Here is a 23,540-nt window from a genome sequence, read left to right on the forward strand (position 1 = left end):
GATAAAAATCCAACCCTATGAAGATACTGTATTATATTTATCAGATTTGCATCGCTTTGCCTATTTTATTAGTGTTGACCATCCTCACGGCAATCGTCACTATTGTAGGTTCTCTCTTGGGAGGAGCCCACATCTGGGGATATTATCCGGGGAAGATTTGGTCACAATTAATTTGTCTGTTTCTATTGATTCCCGTGAAGATTGAGGGACGTGAAAAGTTGCATGACAAGACTTCCTATATTTTCGTCCCTAACCATCAGGGTTCATTTGATATTTTCCTTATTTACGGCTTCATCGGAAGAAACTTTAAGTGGATGATGAAAAAAAGCCTGCGCAAACTGCCGTTTGTAGGAAAAGCCTGTGAAAGTGCAGGACATATCTTTGTAGACAGATCTGGTCCTAAAAAAGTATTGGAAACAATCCGGCAGGCAAAAGACTCATTGAAAGATGGGGTTTCTCTCGTAGTCTTTCCTGAAGGAGCGCGTACATTTACAGGACACATGGGATACTTTAAGAAAGGCGCTTTCCAGTTGGCTGATGATTTACAGTTGGCGGTTGTACCCGTCACCATTGACGGCTCATTCGAGATTCTGCCACGCACAGGCAAATGGATACACCGTCATCGCATGATTCTGACTATTCACGAGCCTATTCCTCCCAAAGGGAAAGGAATGGAAAATATCAAGGCAACCATGGCAGAGGCCTACGCTGCGGTTGAAAGCGCCCTGCCGGAACAATACAAGGGAATGGTGAAAAACGAAGATCAAGACCGATAGTCAGTACATAATCTTATATAAATATGGGGATGCTCACGCACCCCCATATTCCTAACCAGTTTTATGCATCAAACTATTAAATTAAGAAATTCAGATATTTAGATGTTTTGCAAGGTTATAGTTTGGTTTGACATCATTTGTAATTCTTGAAAAGTCAAATTAAAACTTTTATAAATTTCCTTTTCTAAATTCTCTAATGAGAAAGATTCATTTCTGACACCATTAATCTTCCCTCTAAACCGATTGTTATAATGCTTGCGGAATGTATCCGGAGTAACCAGACCTCCCAAGCCATAATCACCCACTACAATCACCGGCTTTCGGCGCAATACCCCTTCGTAAGCGGTAATCCCTGCACCAATAATCAAGTCGGCTTCTTCAATCAGTTTACCGATCTCACTCTCGGAGGATATATAATCCACCTGATACTCTGAATATTTACTTAATAGAATTCCTATCCGTAACCTGGTGCGAGAATTTGCTATTCCGACAACAATGCTGGCTTTTTGTTCTATTAACTGCAATTCGTCACCTCTCAAAGAAGAGGCGGCAGATAATTCATTAGGATTTTTCATATAGCTATTTGGTTTTTGTTGTGTCAAAAGTACAGCATGCATCCGAAAACACAAAAAAAGTCACCCGGACAAAATCAGTGCGCCTGATTTTTCGTAAACACTTACATTTCAATCAAATACAGATTAGCGTTCTATTAATGACCCGGACAATTCATTTTTTATTTATCAAAAATCCCTTAAAAACACATTCAAATCTTCTTGTGGAGAAATGCCTAATCGACCTTTCAGCCTTCCTTTTGCTTTGGTAACAGAATCGGAAGAGGTCTGAAAAATACGCGCCAGTTCTTCATTGGTCAGTCCAAATTTAAGAAAGCAACAGATCTCAAGATCATGTTTAGTTAATAAAGGAGTTTTGTCAAGCAACCGGGTAACGTAATTAGAATAGAGTAAATCAAACAGGCTAAACAATTTATAGCGTTCTCCATTAGACAATTTACCTCTTAATGTTCCCTCTTTGATAGCAAGCAGCAGACGAAAAGCGGATATGTACTGTTCAGAAGAGGGTCCGACAGTTAATTCTCCTCCCAGTTCTTTCAATAGTCCCGATAAGTTTTTGTTCTGCATACTTAGAAGTACAATCTTTCCATTCAACTCGCCCACCTTCATTCGATTTTCTTCCAGTATGCGGTTCTCTTCCAGTACTTGATCTTTCAACTCCTGGATTTCTTCCATCTCCTGCTGATATCGCTTTATCTCCTCTTCATTATCTCTAATCTGGGATTCGATTTCGGCAATCTTCTTCCTGTGATTTTTACTTTTGTAGTAGTAATAACACATATAGAAGGCCACAATCAGGAAAATAACCGTACCGCAAAATATAAAAACTGTACGGTCCACTTTCAGTTGTAGATTATCATTCCGGAGTTTCTCGTTCTCGTATTGCTTTTGCAGTTCTGTTATCAACTCCTGCGAATCGACTTCATCCAATACATTCACGATAGAGTCCGCTTTTTCATGGTAGATAATCGCTTCTTCAAAATTATCAATATCTTTTTCAAGAAAGTATAAATTGTTATATGCATCAATACGGGTATATTCTTTAGAAGAATTGATACTCATCTTAAAATATTTCCGGGCATTCTCTACATCGCCCATCTGTATATACAAATAGCCGAGAGACATACACTCCACGTATTTCCTTTCTTCATCCGTTTCTTTTTCATAAGCAGCAAGAAAATAGCGTTCTGACTTTTTCAGTTCTCCCATGGAACGGTACAGTATCCCCAACTCATGTAAAATGGAAACTTCAGACGGATATTGCTTTTCCCTGGCTAGTTCTAAAGCGTAAGTATAATAGAAATAGCAGCTATCCCATTTATTCTGAAACAAATAAGCCCGGCCTATATTTTGCCCGGCTCTGACAAGACTCAAAGAATCTTTCAACTCTTCATAGATCGTATATGACTCCCGAAAATTCTTCAACGACTCCTGATACAATTTCTTTTTCCGGTTAATCATCCCTATCTCATCAGTAGCCATTGCAAACATCTTACAACATTGAATATTCCCGAACATTTCTTTTGCCGAAGATAAAAACGTCAAAGCCTCTTCATCTTTGCCCAATTCACGCAGCACTCTTCCATAATAATACTGTGCTTTAGCACGCGTAACTGAGTCACCATGCTCTACAGTATAGTAATTCAGCGCCAGTGCAATCAATGAGTCAGAAGTAAACTTCACATAGTTCTGATCCATCGCCTGCGTCAATAAAAGTGCATAATCCGCCTGCAACTTTCCACGCAATTTTTCAATATGAGGTATTGACTTTAATAGATACAGAGCTGTATCCGGAAGAGATTCCATGCACATTTCAATCCTCTGGAATGCCGCATCGGGGGCCTCCGAATCTCTATGACAAGAAACCGATAAGACTAAAATAAAAAAGAAAGCGGCGTATACCGAAACAGTAGTCGTTTTCACTTTACTTGAGTTTTGTGCAAAAATACACAAAAAACTCAAGTATTACTTATTTGTTGAAGCATTTTGTTCCAATCGTTGATGTTCTTCTATCAACTTCATGTTTTCTCTTGCTTTAGACAGGAACTCTCTAACCAGTTTATTATCTTTAAAAGAATAAGGAGCATCCTTGATTATATCATCAATCTGCGGAGTCATAATGGGATAGGGCAAAGAGCTGCAGAGCATCATAAACACACTGGGTCCCAGCACATTTTCGTAATTATCGGAGATGAACGTTTTCACATACTGATTCATCGCTTTCATCAGTGAGTCTCCTTCCACCACCAACTGACCGTGAATCTCATCCAGATCGCCTCCATCCAGTACCATACGGGTTTCCTTCTGCTCCAGTTCACCAATGCTTTCTTCCAATTGGTTTCTTTTGCTGATAAACTCATACAGTGCATTATTTAAAGATGTTCCGACTGCCTTGAGGTCCGTGTTGCTAATGGTTACTGTTATCTTCCCACTTTCCAGCACAATCGGCATAATGCTTTCTTCATCCATATAAAGTGTCACCATCTGTACGGAATCTATTTTCCCTTTCATTGAGAACAGACCATGCACTACTTCAGCTGAATCCAGCTTCACCCACTCTCCATCACGAAGGGACTTAAGATACAACATCTTTCCATCCAGACTATTCACTGAAGAGGTTCCTTCAATCTTGTACTTACTGGTGCAGGAAGCCAAAAACGGAAGCAAAAGCAAAAAAGGCAAAATTTTATTCACGTTCATCTATTCATTAAATTCTGGGTACAAAGGTACAACTGATTCAGAATTCAAAGAAACATTTTATCAATATTTAAATCTTGTAAGACTCTTTTCTTTAATAATCCTTATAAACATAGGTGTAAGGCTATTTTTTTCATTTAGTTTATCTAATTTTGCAGTCATGAAAACATCAACATTTGCCCCTTTTGCCAAACCGCTTTATGTAATGGTAAAGCCTGTAGGTGCCGTATGTAATCTAGCATGCGATTATTGCTATTATTTGGAAAAGGCCAACCTATACAAAGACAATCTGAAACACGTAATGAGCGATGAACTTCTGGAAAAATTTATCGACGAGTACATTAACTCACAAACCATGCCGCAGGTGCTTTTCACCTGGCACGGAGGAGAAACGCTGATGCGACCGCTCTCCTTCTATAAAAAGGCGATGGAACTACAAAAAAAGTATGCCCGCGGACGAACGATCGACAACTGCATCCAAACCAACGGAACCATGCTCACCGACGAATGGTGCGAGTTCTTCCGTGAAAATAATTGGCTGGTAGGAGTCTCTATCGATGGTCCCCAGGAGTTTCATGACGAGTATCGCAAAAATAAAATGGGAAAACCCTCTTTTGTGAAAGTGATGCAAGGCATCAATCTTTTGAAAAAACATGGGGTGGAATGGAATGCGATGGCAGTTATTAATGACTTCAATGCCGACTATCCACTAGACTTTTATCGTTTCTTCAAAGAAATCGGTTGTCAGTATATCCAGTTCGCTCCTATCGTTGAACGTATTCTCTCACATGAGGACGGTCGTCACCTCGCTTCTCTTGCAGAAAATAAAGCCGGAACCCTTGCCGATTTTTCGATCACTCCGGAGCAATGGGGCAACTTCCTTTGTGCTCTTTTCGACGAATGGGTGAAAGAAGATGTAGGCAAGTACTATGTACAAATATTCGATTCGACTTTGGCGAACTGGATGGGCGAACAGCCTGGTATATGCACAATGGCAAAGACCTGCGGTCATGCCGGCGTGATGGAATTCAACGGAGATGTTTATTCATGCGACCATTTTGTATTTCCCGAATATAAATTAGGTAACATTTATAGTAAAACTCTGGTGGAAATGATGCATAGCGAGCGTCAGCACAATTTCGGGAACATGAAATATCAGTCTCTCCCTACTCAATGCAAGGAATGTGAGTTCCTGTTTGCCTGCAACGGAGAATGCCCGAAAAATCGTTTCAGCCAAACGGCAGAAGGCGAACCGGGATTGAATTACTTATGCAAAGGCTATTACCAGTTCTTTAAGCATGTAGCTCCTTATATGGACTTTATGAAAAACGAACTGATGAATCAACGTCCGCCTGCTAATATCATGGAAGCACTGAAGAACGGAGATTTGAAAATTGAATACTAACCAATCATATATTTTAATTTTATCATTAAATAATGAACAGACTAAGACTTTATCTATTAGCGCTGGCTGCGCTTTTTGTATGTTCCGTTAAAGCGGATGAGGGTATGTGGCTATTGCAACTGATGCAACAGCAACACTCCATAGACATGATGAAAAAACAAGGATTAAAACTGGAAGCACAGGACCTATATAATCCGAATGGAATTTCTCTTAAAGATGCCGTAGGTATATTCGGAGGCGGATGTACCGGAGAAATTATCTCACCCGAAGGTTTGATTCTGACCAATCACCATTGTGGCTACGCCTCCATCCAGCAACATAGTAGTGTTGAGCACGATTATCTGACTGATGGTTTCTGGGCTACTTCCAGAGACAAAGAACTCCCTACTCCGGGATTGCAATTCACATTTATCGAACGTATCGAAGATATTACGGATATTGTCAATGCCAAGATTGCGGCGAAAGAAATCACCGAATCCGAATCATTCAGCAATATATTCCTTCAAAAGCTGGCTCATGATCTTTATTTTAAAAGTGACCTGGCAGACAAAAAGGGAATTGTTCCGCAAGCTCTTCCGTTCTATGCCGGAAATAAATTCTATCTTTTCTATAAGAAAATATATCCGGATGTACGTATGGTAGCCGCTCCACCCTCTTCTATCGGTAAGTTTGGTGGTGAAACAGACAACTGGATGTGGCCGCGTCATACCGGCGACTTTTCCATGTTCCGTATTTATGCAGATGCAAATGGTGAACCGGCAGAATACAGCGAGAGCAACGTCCCACTGAAAACCAAGAAACATTTGTCTATCTCTATCAAAGGATTGAAAGAAGGAGATTATGCAATGATTATGGGATTCCCCGGAAGTACGAGCCGCTACCTGACTGTATCAGAAGTAAAAGAACGTATGGAATCGGAAAACGATCCACGTATCCGTATTCGTGGTGCACGTTTGGCTGTCCTGAAAGAGGTAATGAATGCCAGTGACAAAATCCGTATTCAGTATGCTAACAAATATGCAGGTTCCAGCAACTATTGGAAAAACTCCATCGGCATGAATAAGGCCATCATCGATAATGATGTATTGGGAACAAAAGCTGCACAAGAAGCCAAATTCGCAGAGTTTGCAAAAGCACAAAACAATGCTGAATATGCAGCGGTAGTGAAGAACATTGATGACCTGGTAGCTAAGACAACTCCTCTCAACTATCAGTACACCTGTTTGAGAGAGACTTTCTTCGGAGCTATCGAATTTGGCAATGTGATGTTGACTAAAACACGCGAAGCATTACTTGAGAAAAACGATTCTGTAATCGAAGCACGCATGAAAGCCTTGGAAAGCACTTACGAAAGCATCCATAACAAAGATTACGATCATGAAGTAGACCGCAAGGTAGCGAAAGCCTTGTTCCCCTTATATGCTGAAATGATTCCGGCAAACCAACGTCCTTCTATTTATAAGGTTATTGAGCAGAAATATAAAGGCGATTATAACAAATTCGTTGATGATATGTATGACAACTCTATTTTTGCCAACCGGGCAAACTTCGAGAAGTTTACAAAGAAGCCTTCAGTGAAAGCGATTGACAATGATCTGGCACTACAATACTGCCAGTCTAAATACGACTTGATGGATACACTGGCTTCCCAGCTCAAGGATATGGATCAGGAACTAGCTTTGCTGCACAAAACTTATATCCGTGGTCTGGGGGAAATGAAGTTGCCTGTACCTTCTTATCCGGATGCAAACTTTACCATTCGTCTGACCTATGGTAACGTGAAACCTTATGATCCGAAAGACGGTGTACACTACAACTACTATACGACCACCAAAGGTATTCTTGAAAAAGAAAATCCGGAAGACCGTGAATTCGTTGTACCTGCCAAACTGAAAGAACTCATCGAAAAGAAAGATTATGGCCGTTATGCTTTGCCAAATGGTGATATGCCTGTCTGCTTCCTGTCAACCAACGACATCACCGGTGGTAACTCCGGCAGCCCGGTACTGAATGAAAACGGAGAACTGATCGGTTGCGCTTTTGATGGCAACTGGGAATCATTAAGCGGTGACATCAACTTCGACAACAACCTGCAACGTTGTATTAACCTGGATATCCGTTATGTCCTGTTCATTTTGGAAAAGTTAGGAAACTGCGGACACCTAATCAATGAAATGACAATCGTAGAATAAATGAGAAAACAAATCCTATTTGTCCTATTTTCACTGGCAACTCTTAGCATCCACGCCGACGAAGGCATGTGGATGCTAACCGATCTGAAAGCACAGAACGCTGTTGCCATGCGCGAACTTGGCCTCGAAATTCCGATAGAGGAAGTATACAACGCAAATGGCCTTTCTCTAAAAGACGCTGTTGTACACTTCGGAGGAGGATGTACGGGAGAAGTTATCTCTTCCGAAGGACTGGTACTGACTAACCATCACTGTGGTTATGGAGCTATCCAGCAACATAGTAATGTAGAACATGACTATCTGACAGATGGTTTCTGGGCTATGAACCGTGATGCGGAACTCCCTACTCCGGGATTGACCGTCACTTTTATCGACCGGATTCTCGATGTGACGGATTACGTCAACGAACAACTGAAAAAAGATCCGGACCCGGATGGTGTTAATTATCTATCTCCAAGTTATCTTGGCAACGTAGCAGAACGTTTTGCCAAAGCCGAGAATATAGAAATAACTCCTGCAACAAAGTTGGAGCTCAAGGCTTTTTATGGAGGAAACAAATATTATCTGTTCATCAAAACAGTATACAGTGATATTCGTATGGTAGGGGCTCCTCCTTCTTCCATCGGTAAATTCGGAGCTGATACCGACAACTGGATGTGGCCTCGTCACACAGGCGACTTTTCTCTCTTCCGTATTTACGCGGACAAGAATGGAAAACCGGCAGAATATTCTAAAGACAACGTTCCTCTGCAAGTGAAAAAACATCTGAAGATCAGCCTCGCCGGAGTTCAGGAAGGAGATTTCACCTTTGTCATGGGATTCCCCGGACGTAACTGGCGGTATATGATTGCCGACGAAGTGGAAGAACGGATGCAAACGACCAATTTCATGCGCCAGCATGTACGCGGAGCCCGTCAGAAAGTACTTATGGAGCAAATGCTGAAAGATCCGGCAGTGCGTATTCATTATGCAAGCAAATATGCTTCTTCGGCCAATTATTGGAAAAATGCAATCGGCATGAATGAAGGACTGATACGCCTCAATGTACTGGATACCAAACGTGCACAGCAAGAAGAACTATTAGCCCGCGGCCGTGAGAAGGGAGATGATTCGTATCAGAAAGCCTTTGATGAGATTCGCTCTATTGTATCTCACCGACGCGATGCGCTATATCATCAGCAGGCTATCAATGAAGCATTGGTCACCGCCCTTGATTTTATGCGTATCCCTTCCACGACAGAATTGGTTACCGCTCTGAAATCGAAAGATAAAGAGCAGATAAAAGAAGCAAAACTAAAACTGAAGAAAGAAGGTGATAAGTATTTTGCTTCTGTCCCTTTCCCCGACGTGGAACGGATGGTAGCGAAAGAAATGCTGAAGACTTATGCCAACTACATTCCTGCAGAACAACGAATCAACATCTTCGAAATCATCAATTCTCGTTTCAAGGGAAGTATTGACGCCTTCGTTGATGCCTGTTTCGAACATTCCATTTTCGGCAATCCTAAAAACTTTGAGAAGTTTATCAAGAAACCAAGTTTGTATAAAATAGGATATGACTGGATGGTATTATTCAAATATTCTGTTACCGACGGAATTCTGAAAACAGCCATTGCCATGAAAGAAGCCAATCAGAACTATGACGCAGCTCATAAAGTATGGGTGAAAGGCATGATGGACATGAGACAGGAAAAAGGAACGCCGATTTATCCGGATGCGAACTCTACTTTACGATTGACATACGGCCAGGTACTTTCTTATGAACCGGCTGACGGTGTGGTATATGATGCTCATACCACCCTCAAAGGTGTGATGGAAAAAGAAGATCAGGGAAACTGGGAATTCGTAGTGCCTCAAAAGCTAAAAGAGTTATATAAATCCCAGGATTATGGACGTTATGGCAAAAACGGTGAAATGCCTGTCTGCTTTATCGTAAACACCGACAATACAGGAGGAAACTCCGGTAGTCCGGTATTTAACAGCAAAGGTCAGTTGGTTGGAACTGCTTTCGACCGCAACTTTGAAGGCTTAACAGGAGACATTGCTTTCCGTCCTTCATCGCAGCGAGCCGCTTGTGTTGACATCCGCTATACCTTGTTTATCATCGATAAATACGCAGGAGCCTCTCATATCATCGACGAACTTAGCATTGAGTAAGTTGAGAGTTGAGAATTAAAAATTGAGAAATATAATGCCAGATGGCATAACTTTTATTTCTCAATTTTTAATTCTCTATTTTCAATTTATATAAACTCTTCCACCATATACATCTCGTCAATCATCTCATTCATTATATTCTGTAAATTCTGAACTGCTTCTTCAGGAGATTCCCCATAAGCATTACATTGCATATTTACAGTCAACCAGGCATAGTAGCCACCATCTGATGCGCGTTCAAGCACATAATCCGTTCTGTTTAGTTTCATATTGGTAAATAATTAGTGAATGTTGGTATTGAAGTTATTTCTGAATGTGAAGCTGCCAGTTTCTCCAGTTCACGGATCATCCGACGTTCACAGCTACGAACCCAATAAACGAAATGACGGTTCGGAGTATATTCTCCTGCAAAACGAAGCAACGGCTGCAAATCAAAGGAATCACTGATTATTCCTGCCCCCGCTTTCATTGCATCATAGGCATTGCAGTCTTGTTCAATATGTGCCGGAACCATTAATACAGGTTTTCCAAGATACATTGCTTCGCAAATAGACTCGAAGCCTGCCGTACTGGCATAAGCCTTACAACCCGCCATAGCATTAAGAAACTTCACATCATCTATTTGATGGAAACTCAATGTTTCGTCAATCCGTGTCACCTCTTCAGCATCCGATCTATCCCAGAAAAAAGTTAAAGGAACTTCCGGATGTTTCGCATGAAAACTCTCCACGCTATCAGCAAACCCGGAATTAACCATATATCCATGAATATAATCACCCTTTTCCGGACGGATAGCGGTCACTTCCTGACGAATCAATGGAGGAACGGTCACTATTTGATTCATATCATCCTGTTCCATTTCCAGGAAAGACAAAGCCAGTTTCTTCGAAGATCTTAGAGCGGTCATCCGGGTAAAGAAACGCAGCATCCATAACTGGCACGAATTTTTATCCGGAAACTCGAAATCACGATGTAAAAACAGATACTGATGCCCAACACAAATATACGGAACGGAGGGACGGAAGAGTGCATAGGTAAGTCCGGTTAAAAGCTCGTAGAAGTTGATGACAACTTCCGCCCCTGTCTCCCTGATCCGCTGATTTATATAATACATGCTACGAAGATACTCCGGTAATCTTAATAAATTGTATGCAAAGCTTTTCGTCAGGTTCGCCCGTTTATTATCTGCCGTAGGCAGAAAGTTCGGACTAATGAATCGCTTCACCGGTGCATGAATACTCCGATTGAAAAATCCCGGCAAAGTACGTGTCGAGCTTTTCCCGACTAAGACTTCCACTACTTCATGCCCATTGCGCAATAACATTTCTTCGAGAGTGATTGCCTGTGTAAAATGCCCTCTCCCCTCACCTTGAACAATAAATAAAAATTTCATAGTTCCATTATTTTTAGATACGCAAAATTCCCTCTTTCACATTACAAGATGATGACTCTATGATTACTATTTCATGAACAAAATCAGCTTTTTCTCGTTATATAATAAAATAGAAATTATATTTGCGGTCTTCAAAGACTGCTTTTTAACTCTAAGAAAGAAAAGATTATGGAAAAATTTGAAGATTTAATACAGTCACCAGTGCCCGTTTTAGTTGATTTCTTTGCAGAATGGTGTGGACCTTGCAAAGCAATGAAACCGGTTTTAGAAGAACTAAAACTTATTGTGGGAGATAAAGCACGTATTGCAAAGATAGACGTTGACCAGCATGAAGACCTGGCTACTAAATATCGCATACAAGCTGTACCGACCTTTATACTGTTCAAGAATGGAGAGGCTGTCTGGAGACATTCCGGCGTAATCCATAGTAGCGAACTGCAAGGGGTTATCGAGAAGCATTATACATAAAAAGATAATAATAACGAATGAAGAAAGTATTAGTAATGGTAGCCCTCGTCATGGCAAGCGTAATTGTATACGCATTCAATGACAGTAGGGAAACTAATCAAGGTAAAAAAGAGGTAACAGGTAACGGTGAAGTCGTCGTAATGGACAAAGAAATGTTTCTGAAAGACGTCTTCGATTATGAGAAATCAAAGGAGTGGAATTATAAAGGTAATAAGCCCGCCATCATCGACTTATATGCAGATTGGTGCGGACCATGTCGCCAGACAGCTCCTATCATGAAAGAATTGGCAAAGGAATATGCCGGAAAAATTGTCATCTACAAAGTCAATGTAGATAAACAAAAAGAACTGGCAGCTTTATTTAATGCAACAAGTATTCCATTGTTTGTATTCATTCCCATGAAAGGAGATCCACAGCTTTTCCGTGGAGCTGCTGACAAGGCAACTTACAAAAAAGCGATTGATGAATTTCTCTTGAAGTAAAGAAGAAAATATAGTGACGCTATCCGGTCGGGATAGTAACGCTATAATAGGAAAAGAGTGACGGTATCCTTGCAGGATACCGTCACTCTTTTGTATATCTTGCCAATCCTTATTTGAAGTATCCCACAGGATGATTCATCATTGGCATTTGGCTATCTTTCAATTTCAAAACTTTCTTCAATTGTTCATTGTCCATCGAAGCGCGTGGCACTGTTGCTATGTTAGCAGCGGAACAGAATATTGAAATATTTTGAGAAACGATGCCGGAATCCATAGCCCCCATCAACTGGCTGCGTGCACTCTTCGCATCTCCAAATCTGGAAAGATCACTGATTAACACCAAGGACACCGGAGCTGTTTTCACAAATGCCTGTCCACCGGCTACTGCTCCACGATGATCTCCTTCAGCAACCAGAGTCAACTGATGATTTTTAGCATCATACAGATAACTTCCTTCAGGTAATACTACATATACATCCACATCCTGCTTATTCAACGCCGACGGAGCTGTTCTCATTCCGGATTCCTTACGGTTTATCCCATTAGCAGCCCATAACAAATCAGACAGATCCGACAGACTCAATGATTTAGAAGCATACTCGCGAGTTGAATGTCGTTCAGACAATGCCTTCATCACCGCACCGGTACGGTTTAAATTAGGCTTCGGCAATTTAATCACTTTGTCAGCAGCAAAAGCAGCCACCGAAAGCATTAAACAAACTAACAATAGTTGTACTTTTCTCATAACTGTGGTATTTAAAAATTGATAGACAAATATAAATAAAAAAGGTCTGTATTCGTTGCAGAATACAGACCTTTTAAGAGTTTATTAGGCTTAATTATTTCTTATCACCGAAATAACGGTTGTACAATCCTTCAAAACCTTTACCGTGACGAGCTTCGTCTTTGCACATTTCGTGTACAGTGTCATGGATAGCATCCAGATTCAGAGCTTTAGCACGAGTTGCGATACGTTTTTTGTCTTCGCATGCACCTTGTTCAGCATCTTTACGTTTCTGCAGGTTCGTTTTAGTATCCCATACGCAGTCGCCCAACAATTCCGCAAACTTAGCAGCATGTTCAGCTTCTTCCCAAGCGTAACGTTTGAAAGCTTCAGCTACTTCAGGATAACCTTCACGGTCTGCCTGACGGCTCATAGCCAAATACATACCAACTTCAGTACATTCTCCCATGAAGTGATTGTTCAGGTCCTTAATCATTTCTTCGTCACAACCTTTTGCCACACCAATAACGTGTTCGTCAGCAAAAGACAATGCGCCACCTTCTACCTCAACAACTTCTACGAATTTGCTGGCAGGAGCTTTACACAATGGGCATTTTTCAGGAGCTGCGTCACCTTCATGAACGTAACCGCATACAGTACATCTAAATTTTTTCATTTTCTTCTCAATTTTAAATTAATTAGTCAATACGTGTTTCTTTATCTTTACTTAAGCAATTCTTGCAAATACCTTTATAATAATAATGAACTTCTGATACCTGGTGACCATCCATGTCTATATTCTCCACTTTCTTTATGGCTTCCGGGCATTTCAGATCATAAATGTGTCCACAACGCTTGCACAAAAAATGAGAATGTACGGAAGTATCTGCGTCAAAGTTCGTATTCTTCTCATCAATTGTAAGCATCAAGGCTGCTCCTTGCTCCGAAAACAATTTCAATGTATTATAAACCGTAGTTTTTGAAAGTGTCGGCATCGAGGGAGATAGTGCAGTATATATATCATCAGCTGATGGATGAATCGGATTATCCATCAGATATTCCATGATAGCGATACGCTGCATGGACGGCTTGATATTATGTTCTAATAATCGATCGTATGGCTTCATTATCTTCCCTTTCTTTCAAAGTTGTATTCATTACAATTATAAATTCAATGCAAAGATAAAGAGTTTCAATATTATTTCCAAATAAATCTTCGTTTTTTTATATATAATCTGTACTACTGAAGATTAATACAAAAACAAAACCGTTTAAGTGCAAGAAACTGACTTAAACGGTTTTATTATAAAAGATACTAAAAGTATCAAGATTAGAATGAAGTTCGTGTTCCGGTTAAGATATCTGATGGTATATCCTCACATCGAGTATAAACTTTTATTTCCCCCATATCCTCTTTAGCAGTCCATACCATTGAAATATCAGTTAACCCCGAAACGATATATGAATATTCCCATTCATCGTCCGTATCAAGCTGGTAATAATAAGTACCGCTAATAACATCTCCGTAATCCTCCTCTTTATTCAGAGTAAAGGAGCCGGGAATTTGCTGGGACGTAGCACTGTTGAGGTTTGTATAAATGGTATAAGAACGTTTTCCGTCTTTCTCTTTCCGGTCAAACTTGATATAATAGTATCGTGTATCACCGTCTATCTTTTCTCCATTCCATTCACTCAATCGCCAAGTCCCTGCAATATTCGCATAATTTACATCCTTCGTATCAGGAAGCTTCACTTCATCGTCGTCTCCACATGACATAAATAATGCCATAGTGAGCAGTAACATCATTTTGAATATATTTTTCATATACATATTTTATAATAATTATTATTGTAACAATAGTTTCACCTGTATTCTCCTTTCGCAAGGCCGGACAGGAATACCATCCAACATAAAATGAAATGTAATTTCATTCTTTTGAGGTAGTAAGCCCTTATCAATAGAAAGAACCATATCAGCTTCTATTCCCGGAGAAATAATTTCCGGTTCTGTATGGAAGTGAATGTATTCCGGTAACAACAAGGCTGATAACCTCAAAGGCTGTTTCCCTGTATTAACGCATACAAATCTTTCCACTTGCCTCCCTTCTCGGGAAAGTATCCTGACTTGCCAATCCTTTCTTTTCAGCCGTAATGTGTTCCCTATATATACAGGATAGTCCCTCCATCGGTCAGCGGTAGGCAATACCTTACCGACGAGTGCCAACTTAGCTGTAGGATGCTCCTTCGAAAGATCGGTATAAACAAACGCTTCCCTATACAAATCACCAGCCTGATCCATTGGATGAAAGACCAATATGATTTCTCCCTGCTCTCCCGGTTGCACTACCTTTTTATCATATTTGGCTACCGTACAACCACAGGAAGTAGTTAACTTGGAAAGGTATATAGGCTTCTTGCTTACATTATGATATTTAAAATGATACATTGCCGGATCATCGTCTTCTGATAAAGTTCCTATATTCATTACTGTATGTTCAAACTGCAAGACTTGTTCGACTGTTTCCTGCGCAAAGCTATGCACAGGAAACAGGTAAATAAGAAGGAACAGCCCAAGTTCGATGGTTTCGGCAAGATATCGTTTCATAATAGAGTTTACATCCAACTATCGTTCTTACGAACAGTGATGAAAAAATCTTGCTTGGTGCCGTCACTCGCCTTGACTGTAGCTTTTGTAGAACCAACTTTCAAGCCTTTCAAAGTGAAAGTAATGTTGTTCTCTGTCGTAAGGGTAGCAATTGAGTTATCATCAACTGTACAGGTAAAGGTCATATTCTCTCCATTTTTGAAATAACGGGAATAATTGATTTTACTTGTAGCTTCGACGGCCACATACATATTAGGTACAGTCATCTCCACACCACCTCCTTCAACTGCTTTCAACAGCTTATAGGCATCAATCAACCCTGTTCCCATATTGCCCGCATAAGCGGCAGGCTCCATTTGTCCGGCAGCTATTTGTCCGAACGAAGCATTTGTGTACCAATAAACTTTCGTTTCTTTAAAATAGGGTTCCACCGGATTGACAGACTCCAATATCATTTTACGGAATTCATCTGCACGGAAATGACGATGTAATTCAGCTGCATAAGAAAGTCCCAATGCCGCTACTCCCGAAATATGTGGACAAGCCTGCGATGTTCCTTCCATATATCCGTAATGAGAATTTTCCCCACCATCTTCATTGGCAGAAGGAGGTAATGTGGAATATATTTTTCCTTTCGAGCTCTGATGATAATCACTGTCACCACCCGGAGCTGCAATAGAAACGCCCATCGCATAGTTGGAGTAACAGGAAGGAGTCCCGTCGGCAGCCAAAGCGGCTACAGATATATAATCAGGATAAGCTCCCGGATATCCGGCCATAGCTGCATATTCATTACCTGCGGCAAATACAATGATACCTCCGTCTATGACATCGTTTGGCGAACCGGCATTATGAAGAAAATAATCGAAGGCTTCTTTTTCCAACGGAGCAGCATCGACCCAATCTTTATCAGAAGTAAACCCCGGGGTATACCCACTAATAGGATTGGAAAGCCCCGAATTATATCCCCAACTACACTGCAAAATAACGGCACCGTTATCTGCTGCATATTTCACAGCTTTCGCTTCCTGATACAAGTCACATCCTTTAGAACCGGAAAAGACCTGACAACTCATGATTTTTACACCACCTCTATTATTGGCTTTATCCCCTCCTGCAATGCCACTAATACCTTCACCATTATTCCTCACTGCACTGATAATCCCGGCCACATGAGTCCCATGTCCGGTATCATTCGGGTCGTCATAAGAGATATAGCCTTTATCATCTGTGAAGTTGTAGCCATAGCGGTCACCGGCATAACCATTTCCATCAGCATCTTCCTTTGAAGCAAATGTTTCATCCTCATTCACCCATATATTTCCTTCCAAGTCAGGATGGTCGTACATCACACCTTCATCAAGCACAGCAACAACAATGGAAGGATTACCCGTACAAAGCTTCCAGGCTTCCCCACAATTTACATCAACACCCATTACAGCAGGTACTACATTATCTCCTTTATCATTTTTTTCTCCATTCTGAAGAATAGAACCATCATTCTTACATCCCCATTGTAGATTAAAAAAAGGATCGTTCGCATCGGTATTCACAGCACGAGTTGTATGCACCACACGGGTCATTGCCTGCTTGGTGAGTACAGTTGCCCGCACATTCGGATCATAAGAACGCTGAATAGCGCGGGTGAACTGGACTTTTGCCACGTCTGCTACTTGTGACAAGTCTTTGGCTACCTGCTCCAAATCCGTATCTTTATCAAAATGGATAATATACCAAAGATTCAATCCCGCCTTGCGAGTACGCTCTTCCGTACGATTGTCCACCGGAAAAATACGTTCCAGTTTAGAAGTGCCGATTCGCTGCAGAACGGCATCCATATCCGAAATTCCTGAACGAGTCAAAGCAGCCCCGACAGAGCGGGTGGTAGCAGCATCCAAAAAGGATGCCGCTTCCGGTTTAAATTTCACCAATATTCTACCTTGAGTAGCTCCTTCAGGTAAATCAATGATAGGAGCTACTTGTCCGGCATCAGGTTTCACTGTATCTATCTCCTGATCGGAACAGGATACAAAAGTGATTGCTATAGTAGCTATTAGAACTAAATATATTCTTTTCATAATTAAAAAAATCAATTATCGGTTAATGTAGGTCTGGCTTTCGGATAACGTTCATAGAACCATTCCAAGTTTGACGGTTCATTCTTAAAGCCAGGAATATTGCCCTTCATATCTTTACCTGAATCTTGCGTATAAATCAAGGTGAATGGATCAAAACGTGCAAAACGTGGGTGATAGAGTAACCAATCCGGCAAATCATCACCAGTCAAGAAATTCAAGTTAATAGAGAACAATTCGGCATTAGGCAAAATTTTCGGAATTGTTTTTAGTTTTGCTTTAACCTCATCGCTAGCACTCATTAATGTATCGTTTTTCAGGATATCCTCATCTGTGTAAGCAGATACACCATATTCAAGACTACCATTATAGCTATTAATAAATGTTGGTAGTTGACCATAAATCAAATTATATGATAATGACAAAGATTTCAGCTTTTCCCACTTCAATAAATTCTTAAATGAAGAAGAAGAAGCATCTATACGTAACCCTGGATTGTCGCGCGTTTCAGTACTCAAATCAGTAATTGAACTATATCGACGATTCCCCGTTAAACTTAAGTTAAGTAGTTCCGGATAATTAGTAGGAGTCAAATCATACGGAATACTCGTAAAATTATTGCCGCTTACATCCAAAGTCCTTAAAACCTTGCAAGGTTCTTTTAATTCATTTTTATCAATAGTTGTAATGCCCAATGCACTTATTGTCAGATTTTTCAGATACTTTAATTCAGCCAATGCATTTCCTATACGATAAGGAGAAGGAAGTAAACTAGTGTTCGTATTGCCATAGATAACCAATGTCTCCAGATACTTAATTTTACCGATTTCAACAGGCAACACTTCTTTTGTATTCAGCAATCTGAATTCAACAGAACGTACACGTCCAATTTTTTCGGGTGTTACGTCTTTATCTGTTCTTTCCCAAACTGTCACCCCTAACCAGTAGTCAAGACGTTCGCTGGCATCCCAATTCATCATTGAGCGCATCTTTGTACTTGCAATGACAATAGCAATAGAATCACCTCGTCTATCATCTGTTATTTCAGGTGCAGCTTCCTGCTTTACAGTCAATGTCACTTCTTTTTCCAATTCATCTTCCGCGTTTACCGGAAGGAATTTTATAGAAGCTATTCTCTCTTGCGGGTCAGTATTCATGTCCCATTTGAATCGCATTTTAAGAGTACGGGGACGAGCTCCATAATCCAAAAAAACATCAGGTGTTCTATTATTAGTAGTAACCCAAGATCCTATCGCCTGTGAATACTCCACTTTGAACTTTACATTCGTAGTCACGGATATATCAAAATACCTTTTATCATCGTTGGCCATGTTGGCAACTTCGACTTCATATTTATCCAGTCCGATCATTTTTCCATATCCGGTCTGATGTATCTTCAATTCCTGTTTCGGTTGTCCTTCCGGCACAAATGTCACGACAGCGTGCCGCACATCATTAGAAAGTGTAGAATCTACTACAATTTCGCAATTAGTACTTCCTACACCGTTAGCAGGCATCACCTTCACCCAAGGTTGGTTTACCTTTGCTACCCATTTGGTGCCTGAAGCCACTTTAACCGGCTCCATTCCTCCTATAGCACCTAATGTGACTTCTTGGGTATCAATGGTGAAACCAGTAATCCCCTCTTCATCCGAATCATTACAAGCTGCAATAAAGAGCAAACCTGCAAAGAGGTATAAATATATTTTAAACAATGGTTTCATATAGATTCTTTTTTATTATTTATCCGTTTCTTATTTCACATAATCACATCCGCGAATATCCTGCTCCGGGTCATAAATAAGTAGATATGCTCCCGCCTTAATCATATTGCAGACATTGGAAAGATTAAGAGAGATATTCGGATTATCCTTTATCTCAAAGACTATAATATACGATGAAATCGTATCAGTAATCTTTCGCAAATCATTTCCACCTATGCAGAACTGTCGCAAACTTGGACATAAAGATATATTAGACGGCCATTTTCTTAACAAACGGTTACCATTCTCATCGCGCTGACTACGGACAGCATACACTGTTAATGTAGCTGCATCCATCGGTCCGGTAGGAACTTCCGTAAAACGATTGTTACTTACATCCACTCCATAAAGGAAAGGCATATTTCTACCATTAAAATCATCCGGTAACTTTGACAGCTTATTATAAGTCAAGTCAAGCGTTTTCATCATATACGAATATTTTGAAGCACTAAATGTACCCTTCGGAATCTCTTCTATACCGTTACCATTCAATCCTAAAGCAGACACTTGTGAATTGGTTTTGAATAGTATAGTCGGGAATTTCTTCAGTTTATTACCGCCTATGGCAATCGTATTGGCATTCACGCCCTTGAATGTGCCGTCTTCTTCACCTTCAAATCCATCTATCTCATTGAATGAAAAATTAACCGAAGACATAACATATACAGATTGTGAGCTAAATATATTCGGGAACTTTTTCAATTTATTATAAGCAAAAGAGAATGACTCCACATCGGCATATCCACAGAAGCTACCGTTTTCATCACGTGGCAATTCTTCAATCAGATTATGGTCCATTGATAATTGCACCAAGTTCACATCTCTACCAAATGCTTTCTCAATCGTTTTAATTTTGTTGTACGCACAATCCAGTTTACCTAGTTTTTTCACCATCGACATATCCGGTAAAACAGTCAGGTTATTGAAAGTTAAATAGAAGATCTGTAACGTTTTGCTTATATTTTCGCTAGCCACAAACTCACCTAAATCCTCATGAAAATCTCCCAAATTCGGATTGCTCGCTAAATTGAATGATTGAAGGTTGGGTAATTGTTGCAGCTCTTCCGGAAGTTTCTTCATAGACGGACAATTGTAAATTTCAAGGTCTGTCAAGTTTTCCAATTTGCCAAGATCAGTCCCTTCTTCAAATCCCTCAAATTTACCGTTGGCAATATATAAGTATTGCAAGTTCTTTAGATTTCCAATGGTAACTGGAATTTTATGTATTCCATTGGTCAATCGGTTAGCCGGTACATCTTTTAAAGAAGGACGACTCGCCTTATCGTTTACAACAGATGGTGAGAAAGTTGTAGGTATTCCCTCTTTCTGCCATTTCAAGGCAGCTTGTATAGGTTCAGAAAAGTACAATGCAATATCATTCTTTACAAACTTATTATAGAAATCGCTCCGTACAGAATTCTTCTGCGCTTCCGTCAGTTCAAGTCCCATTGTTTCCTCAATGATATTATCACCTACCTGATCGGAATGGTTACCTAATGACAGAGTTCTAAGTTCCGTCAAGTCTCCTAAGGATTCGGGAATATCGCCTTCAGGAGCAAATGCTCCGATAGAAAGTCCCACGACACGTCCTTTGGCATCCAATTCGACACCTGGTTGATCGCCCCATAAATCAATATCCTTATCAAAGTTCCAGTTAGTTCCTAAAGGATATGTAACACCTGAATAACGCCATCCTTTTTGGTTCTTTTCAGGTATTGCCGGACCTCCCAAGGCTTCCCAAATTTCTTTCAAAACAAGATAATCTTTGATACTACCAGTAGTTTTGCTGAAATTAACCGGAATCTTAACTTCTGTAGTCACATTATCCGAAACTTCAAAATCAGCCCCATTCACCTCTCCATATTCCAAAGAACCTTTATTCTTCTTTATAGTCGTATAATTCTTGACTTTATACTTACCCGCAGAAAGTCGAAAAATTGAATCACTGACGGCTACGGAAATTTTCGTTCCATTGCCATCCAGTTTCTCTGTATATTCTACGGCAACATTAGAAAAAGTCGTATCTTTTTTCGTAAATTGCTCCTGCACTGTTACATTAATATACTTGATATCAGAGAAAAGATAATCCTCTCCTAATGCAGCACGAGTGGATGGTAGAAAATTCTTGGTCACAGTAAATTTCACCATACCCCGCTTAACTACTTTCACATGTATATCTTGTACAGCTAATCCGCCATTGATTACAGTAATAATCGTCTTTTCATCCGGTTCTCCGGAAAGAATTTGTTTCAAATCCTGTGTAGTCCCATCTGCCTTATATAGATAGAACCCGACAATCTGATAAGTACCTGCCATCAACTGAAGTTTTTCACTTCGCAGACCAAATTCACTATCGTCTCCCATTGCCTCAAGACCTACAGTCTGCACAACTTCAGTACCGTCTTCCTGGTTGATGAGCACAATCTTCATTTTTTGCGCATCACGCAAATAGTTCAGTTCATTCGTACTAGCACGCGTCACTTTCGTTTCTGCCAAACAGCTCTTATAGAGTTTGAACTGAGCATATCCATATCCTGCCTGAAGTACAGCATCGTCGTCGTCAGAGCAACTTCCTACTGTAAACCCTAAAGTAAACAGCATACAGGAAAGGACAAACATTCTTATAAATAATATCTTCGTTTTCATATTAATATATTTCTCTATCAGTCACTATAGCGTGTCTCAATTAATAATACAGCATATGGCTCTGTTCCATTCTTAATCGTTATACACATTTCATCTCCATTTGCTTCTGAATTCATACCATAAATATTGATTCCCATTTGTCCAGATGAATTCTGTCCTGGTTCTAAGCTAATTCCAGACCATGCAGTATTTTTTCCGTTCAATATAGTAGTAGCTTGCAAGTTAGATCCAGTATATCCATTAGGTAAAACAAATATTTGAGTATAAGACATTCCTAAAGTGAACGAATAGACTGTATAAACATTAGAAGTACCATACTTTTCAATCAATTCATTCTCTGTCATTTCGCCAGCATAGGGTTCTGCCTGTATTGCATTTCCAGCACCATCATATAACGGTCTAAATGTATATGAGTCCATAATTGAAAGTCCTGAAGTAGCAACAAATGCATCTTGTTCTATAAGTGCTCCAATATAATTACTATATTCTCCTACAATGCCTTCCTTCGAAAATACTTTATTTTCAAAATCATTTTCGACTTCAGCATATACCAAATTTGGAAATACCATCAAATATGCGCTACGAGAAGCACCATCATTACTTTTTGCTGCGATCATCAAATTCCCTTCACTATCATCCTCTATCCACAACCAATTTTTAAAGCCTGTAAGTAACTTAAAACTCCATTCTTCATTCCAACCTGTCTCTGGTCCCATAGTTGATGTATATTCTACACAAACATAAGTATACTCATCATTTCTGGCGATGACTGTTAAAGGTACTCCTTCAGCCTCATAAGACTGATTCTTAAATGTATATGATTCGCCATCTACAGAAGCTTTAATCTTATTCGAATAAATATTATCATTGCTAAATTCTATTTTATCGGCAGGAATTCCATCGTAATGAACCGGTAATTTTGAAATTACTTCCCCTTTCCTATTCTTAAAAATAAGTTCCTGTGTCCAAGCTGTTTTACGATTTTCAGTACCTTGTTTCAAAAGCGGAGTAATTTTCACATTATTACCTGCTTCTCCAGAAATATTCGTTTTACTTAAATCTAAGCTCTCCGAACTTTCTACAATCCAATCAGCGTTTGAGCTAACCCAAAAGTATGCTTTACCACCATAATCTTGCACATAAGGATTTTCCGCTGTATATTCTATAGTTTGTTCAGCATCGAATGCATGCAACTCATAACCTGTAGACGGACGTGTCACTTCTGCTATTACCTGCCGACTTCCCGCCATCGTCATTGTCAACTCCGCCTTATAGGATTTCATCAGTTCCGTAGCATCATCACTAATATGAATGGTGACAGTCTGTTCGCCAACACCACCTGAACAAGTGAAGGTCTGTTCACCATCTTGTTCAAAATAGCACCACAACGACGACGAAATCAATATCCAGTTATCAGTAGCTTCAAAAGTCAGTGTCTTGGTATCTCCGACTGCACATTCTATTTTCTGCAAATCCGGAAACACAGGTGTTACAGTCTCATCATCATCACTACAAGCAGACGTGAAGAGACAGAACATCAACACAATCAATTGCAAATAATATTTTATTATATCTTTCATATTTA

20 protein-coding genes are annotated in these 23,540 nt (G+C 40.0%); 6 read left to right on the plus strand and 14 right to left on the minus strand.

What is annotated here, in order from left to right; all coding sequences use genetic code 11:
- Window positions 1-17 precede the first annotated feature (17 nt).
- A complete protein-coding gene (locus KSX81_RS27455; protein ID WP_004297350.1) occupies window positions 18-776 on the plus strand; it encodes a lysophospholipid acyltransferase family protein in 759 nt (252 codons plus the stop codon).
- A 98-nt stretch (window positions 777-874) separates the two neighbouring features.
- Here KSX81_RS27455 and KSX81_RS27460 read toward each other — a convergent pair whose 3' ends face one another.
- From KSX81_RS27460 to KSX81_RS27470, 3 genes are all read right to left on the minus strand, one after another.
- Window positions 875-1,351 carry a hypothetical protein gene (locus KSX81_RS27460; RefSeq protein WP_004306016.1) on the minus strand — a complete coding sequence of 159 codons (477 nt, stop codon included), beginning with the start codon at window positions 1,349-1,351 and terminating at the stop codon, window positions 875-877.
- 165 nt (window positions 1,352-1,516) lie between these two features.
- On the minus strand, window positions 1,517-3,271 hold the full coding sequence (locus KSX81_RS27465) for a hypothetical protein (RefSeq protein WP_032848791.1): 1,755 nt from the start codon (window positions 3,269-3,271) through the stop codon (window positions 1,517-1,519).
- Between the two features lie 42 nt (window positions 3,272-3,313).
- Window positions 3,314-4,048, minus strand: a complete 735-nt coding sequence (locus tag KSX81_RS27470; RefSeq protein ID WP_004306014.1) for a DUF4369 domain-containing protein — start codon at window positions 4,046-4,048, stop codon at window positions 3,314-3,316.
- Window positions 4,049-4,205: 157 nt separating this feature from the next.
- On the opposite strand from KSX81_RS27470, the gene KSX81_RS27475 reads away from it, so the two are divergent.
- From KSX81_RS27475 to KSX81_RS27485, 3 genes are read left to right on the plus strand one after another with little or no spacing between them, the layout of a single operon-like run.
- Window positions 4,206-5,450: an anaerobic sulfatase-maturation protein gene (locus KSX81_RS27475; RefSeq protein WP_004297342.1), complete on the plus strand. Its 1,245-nt coding sequence runs from the start codon at window positions 4,206-4,208 to the stop codon at window positions 5,448-5,450.
- A gap of 32 nt (window positions 5,451-5,482) precedes the next feature.
- Window positions 5,483-7,642 (plus strand): S46 family peptidase, encoded by a 2,160-nt coding sequence (locus tag KSX81_RS27480; RefSeq protein WP_004306012.1) that lies wholly within the window; start codon window positions 5,483-5,485, stop codon window positions 7,640-7,642.
- Window positions 7,643-9,799: a S46 family peptidase gene (locus KSX81_RS27485; protein WP_004325553.1), complete on the plus strand. Its 2,157-nt coding sequence runs from the start codon at window positions 7,643-7,645 to the stop codon at window positions 9,797-9,799.
- An 86-nt stretch (window positions 9,800-9,885) separates the two neighbouring features.
- Here KSX81_RS27485 and KSX81_RS27490 read toward each other — a convergent pair whose 3' ends face one another.
- Both KSX81_RS27490 and KSX81_RS27495 read right to left on the minus strand, forming a co-directional pair.
- The gene (locus KSX81_RS27490; RefSeq protein ID WP_004297339.1) at window positions 9,886-10,068 is read right to left on the minus strand and encodes a type II toxin-antitoxin system HicB family antitoxin; all 183 of its coding nucleotides are present in this window, start codon (window positions 10,066-10,068) and stop codon (window positions 9,886-9,888) included.
- On the minus strand, window positions 10,065-11,192 hold the full coding sequence (locus KSX81_RS27495; protein WP_004297338.1) for a glycosyltransferase family protein: 1,128 nt from the start codon (window positions 11,190-11,192) through the stop codon (window positions 10,065-10,067). Before KSX81_RS27495 ends, KSX81_RS27490 begins: the two co-directional genes overlap by 4 nt.
- Before the next feature lie 168 nt (window positions 11,193-11,360).
- On the opposite strand from KSX81_RS27495, the gene trxA reads away from it, so the two are divergent.
- Window positions 11,361-11,660 (plus strand): thioredoxin, encoded by a 300-nt coding sequence (gene trxA, locus KSX81_RS27500; protein WP_004306008.1) that lies wholly within the window; start codon window positions 11,361-11,363, stop codon window positions 11,658-11,660.
- Between the two features lie 17 nt (window positions 11,661-11,677).
- Entirely contained in the window at window positions 11,678-12,142 is a 465-nt protein-coding gene (locus KSX81_RS27505; RefSeq protein WP_004306007.1) for a thioredoxin domain-containing protein, read from the plus strand.
- Between the two features lie 109 nt (window positions 12,143-12,251).
- On the opposite strand, the gene KSX81_RS27510 is transcribed toward KSX81_RS27505, so the two are convergent.
- From KSX81_RS27510 to KSX81_RS27550, 9 genes are all read right to left on the minus strand, one after another.
- On the minus strand, window positions 12,252-12,887 hold the full coding sequence (locus KSX81_RS27510) for a SagB/ThcOx family dehydrogenase (protein ID WP_004306006.1): 636 nt from the start codon (window positions 12,885-12,887) through the stop codon (window positions 12,252-12,254).
- A 94-nt stretch (window positions 12,888-12,981) separates the two neighbouring features.
- Window positions 12,982-13,542: an NADH peroxidase gene (locus KSX81_RS27515; RefSeq protein ID WP_004297333.1), complete on the minus strand. Its 561-nt coding sequence runs from the start codon at window positions 13,540-13,542 to the stop codon at window positions 12,982-12,984.
- A gap of 22 nt (window positions 13,543-13,564) precedes the next feature.
- Window positions 13,565-13,993, minus strand: coding sequence for a Fur family transcriptional regulator (locus KSX81_RS27520; RefSeq protein WP_004297332.1), 429 nt, complete (start codon window positions 13,991-13,993; stop codon window positions 13,565-13,567).
- 203 nt (window positions 13,994-14,196) lie between these two features.
- Window positions 14,197-14,691 carry a lipocalin family protein gene (locus KSX81_RS27525; protein WP_224440799.1) on the minus strand — a complete coding sequence of 165 codons (495 nt, stop codon included), beginning with the start codon at window positions 14,689-14,691 and terminating at the stop codon, window positions 14,197-14,199.
- Between the two features lie 21 nt (window positions 14,692-14,712).
- Window positions 14,713-15,471 (minus strand): DUF1573 domain-containing protein, encoded by a 759-nt coding sequence (locus tag KSX81_RS27530; protein ID WP_004297329.1) that lies wholly within the window; start codon window positions 15,469-15,471, stop codon window positions 14,713-14,715.
- 8 nt (window positions 15,472-15,479) lie between these two features.
- Window positions 15,480-17,549, minus strand: a complete 2,070-nt coding sequence (locus KSX81_RS27535) for a S8 family peptidase (RefSeq protein ID WP_004297328.1) — start codon at window positions 17,547-17,549, stop codon at window positions 15,480-15,482.
- An 11-nt stretch (window positions 17,550-17,560) separates the two neighbouring features.
- Window positions 17,561-19,270 (minus strand): BACON domain-containing protein, encoded by a 1,710-nt coding sequence (locus KSX81_RS27540; RefSeq protein WP_004319524.1) that lies wholly within the window; start codon window positions 19,268-19,270, stop codon window positions 17,561-17,563.
- A gap of 30 nt (window positions 19,271-19,300) precedes the next feature.
- The gene (locus KSX81_RS27545; protein ID WP_004296897.1) at window positions 19,301-21,955 is read right to left on the minus strand and encodes a DUF4458 domain-containing protein; all 2,655 of its coding nucleotides are present in this window, start codon (window positions 21,953-21,955) and stop codon (window positions 19,301-19,303) included.
- 17 nt (window positions 21,956-21,972) lie between these two features.
- A complete protein-coding gene (locus tag KSX81_RS27550; RefSeq protein ID WP_004296898.1) occupies window positions 21,973-23,535 on the minus strand; it encodes a DUF5003 domain-containing protein in 1,563 nt (520 codons plus the stop codon).
- Window positions 23,536-23,540: the final 5 nt, after the last annotated feature.

The organism is Bacteroides sp. MSK.18.37 (assembly GCF_019129155.2).
Lineage (GTDB): Bacteria > Bacteroidota > Bacteroidia > Bacteroidales > Bacteroidaceae > Bacteroides > Bacteroides ovatus.

Excerpts from the sequence above, each read along its gene's own strand:
- KSX81_RS27455 (WP_004297350.1), top strand. The coding sequence starts at position 18 with ATGAAGATACTGTATTATATTTATCAGATTTGCATCGCTTTGCCTATT.
- KSX81_RS27460 (WP_004306016.1), bottom strand. The coding sequence starts at position 1,351 with ATGAAAAATCCTAATGAATTATCTGCCGCCTCTTCTTTGAGAGGTGAC.
- KSX81_RS27470 (WP_004306014.1), bottom strand. The coding sequence starts at position 4,048 with ATGAACGTGAATAAAATTTTGCCTTTTTTGCTTTTGCTTCCGTTTTTG.
- KSX81_RS27475 (WP_004297342.1), top strand. The coding sequence starts at position 4,206 with ATGAAAACATCAACATTTGCCCCTTTTGCCAAACCGCTTTATGTAATG.
- KSX81_RS27480 (WP_004306012.1), top strand. The coding sequence starts at position 5,483 with ATGAACAGACTAAGACTTTATCTATTAGCGCTGGCTGCGCTTTTTGTA.
- KSX81_RS27485 (WP_004325553.1), top strand. The coding sequence starts at position 7,643 with ATGAGAAAACAAATCCTATTTGTCCTATTTTCACTGGCAACTCTTAGC.
- KSX81_RS27490 (WP_004297339.1), bottom strand. The coding sequence starts at position 10,068 with ATGAAACTAAACAGAACGGATTATGTGCTTGAACGCGCATCAGATGGT.
- KSX81_RS27495 (WP_004297338.1), bottom strand. The coding sequence starts at position 11,192 with ATGAAATTTTTATTTATTGTTCAAGGTGAGGGGAGAGGGCATTTTACA.
- trxA (WP_004306008.1), top strand. The coding sequence starts at position 11,361 with ATGGAAAAATTTGAAGATTTAATACAGTCACCAGTGCCCGTTTTAGTT.
- KSX81_RS27505 (WP_004306007.1), top strand. The coding sequence starts at position 11,678 with ATGAAGAAAGTATTAGTAATGGTAGCCCTCGTCATGGCAAGCGTAATT.
- KSX81_RS27510 (WP_004306006.1), bottom strand. The coding sequence starts at position 12,887 with ATGAGAAAAGTACAACTATTGTTAGTTTGTTTAATGCTTTCGGTGGCT.
- KSX81_RS27515 (WP_004297333.1), bottom strand. The coding sequence starts at position 13,542 with ATGAAAAAATTTAGATGTACTGTATGCGGTTACGTTCATGAAGGTGAC.
- KSX81_RS27520 (WP_004297332.1), bottom strand. The coding sequence starts at position 13,993 with ATGAAGCCATACGATCGATTATTAGAACATAATATCAAGCCGTCCATG.
- KSX81_RS27525 (WP_224440799.1), bottom strand. The coding sequence starts at position 14,691 with ATGAAAAATATATTCAAAATGATGTTACTGCTCACTATGGCATTATTT.
- KSX81_RS27530 (WP_004297329.1), bottom strand. The coding sequence starts at position 15,471 with ATGAAACGATATCTTGCCGAAACCATCGAACTTGGGCTGTTCCTTCTT.
- KSX81_RS27535 (WP_004297328.1), bottom strand. The coding sequence starts at position 17,549 with ATGAAAAGAATATATTTAGTTCTAATAGCTACTATAGCAATCACTTTT.
- KSX81_RS27540 (WP_004319524.1), bottom strand. The coding sequence starts at position 19,270 with ATGAAACCATTGTTTAAAATATATTTATACCTCTTTGCAGGTTTGCTC.
- KSX81_RS27545 (WP_004296897.1), bottom strand. The coding sequence starts at position 21,955 with ATGAAAACGAAGATATTATTTATAAGAATGTTTGTCCTTTCCTGTATG.
- KSX81_RS27550 (WP_004296898.1), bottom strand. The coding sequence starts at position 23,535 with ATGAAAGATATAATAAAATATTATTTGCAATTGATTGTGTTGATGTTC.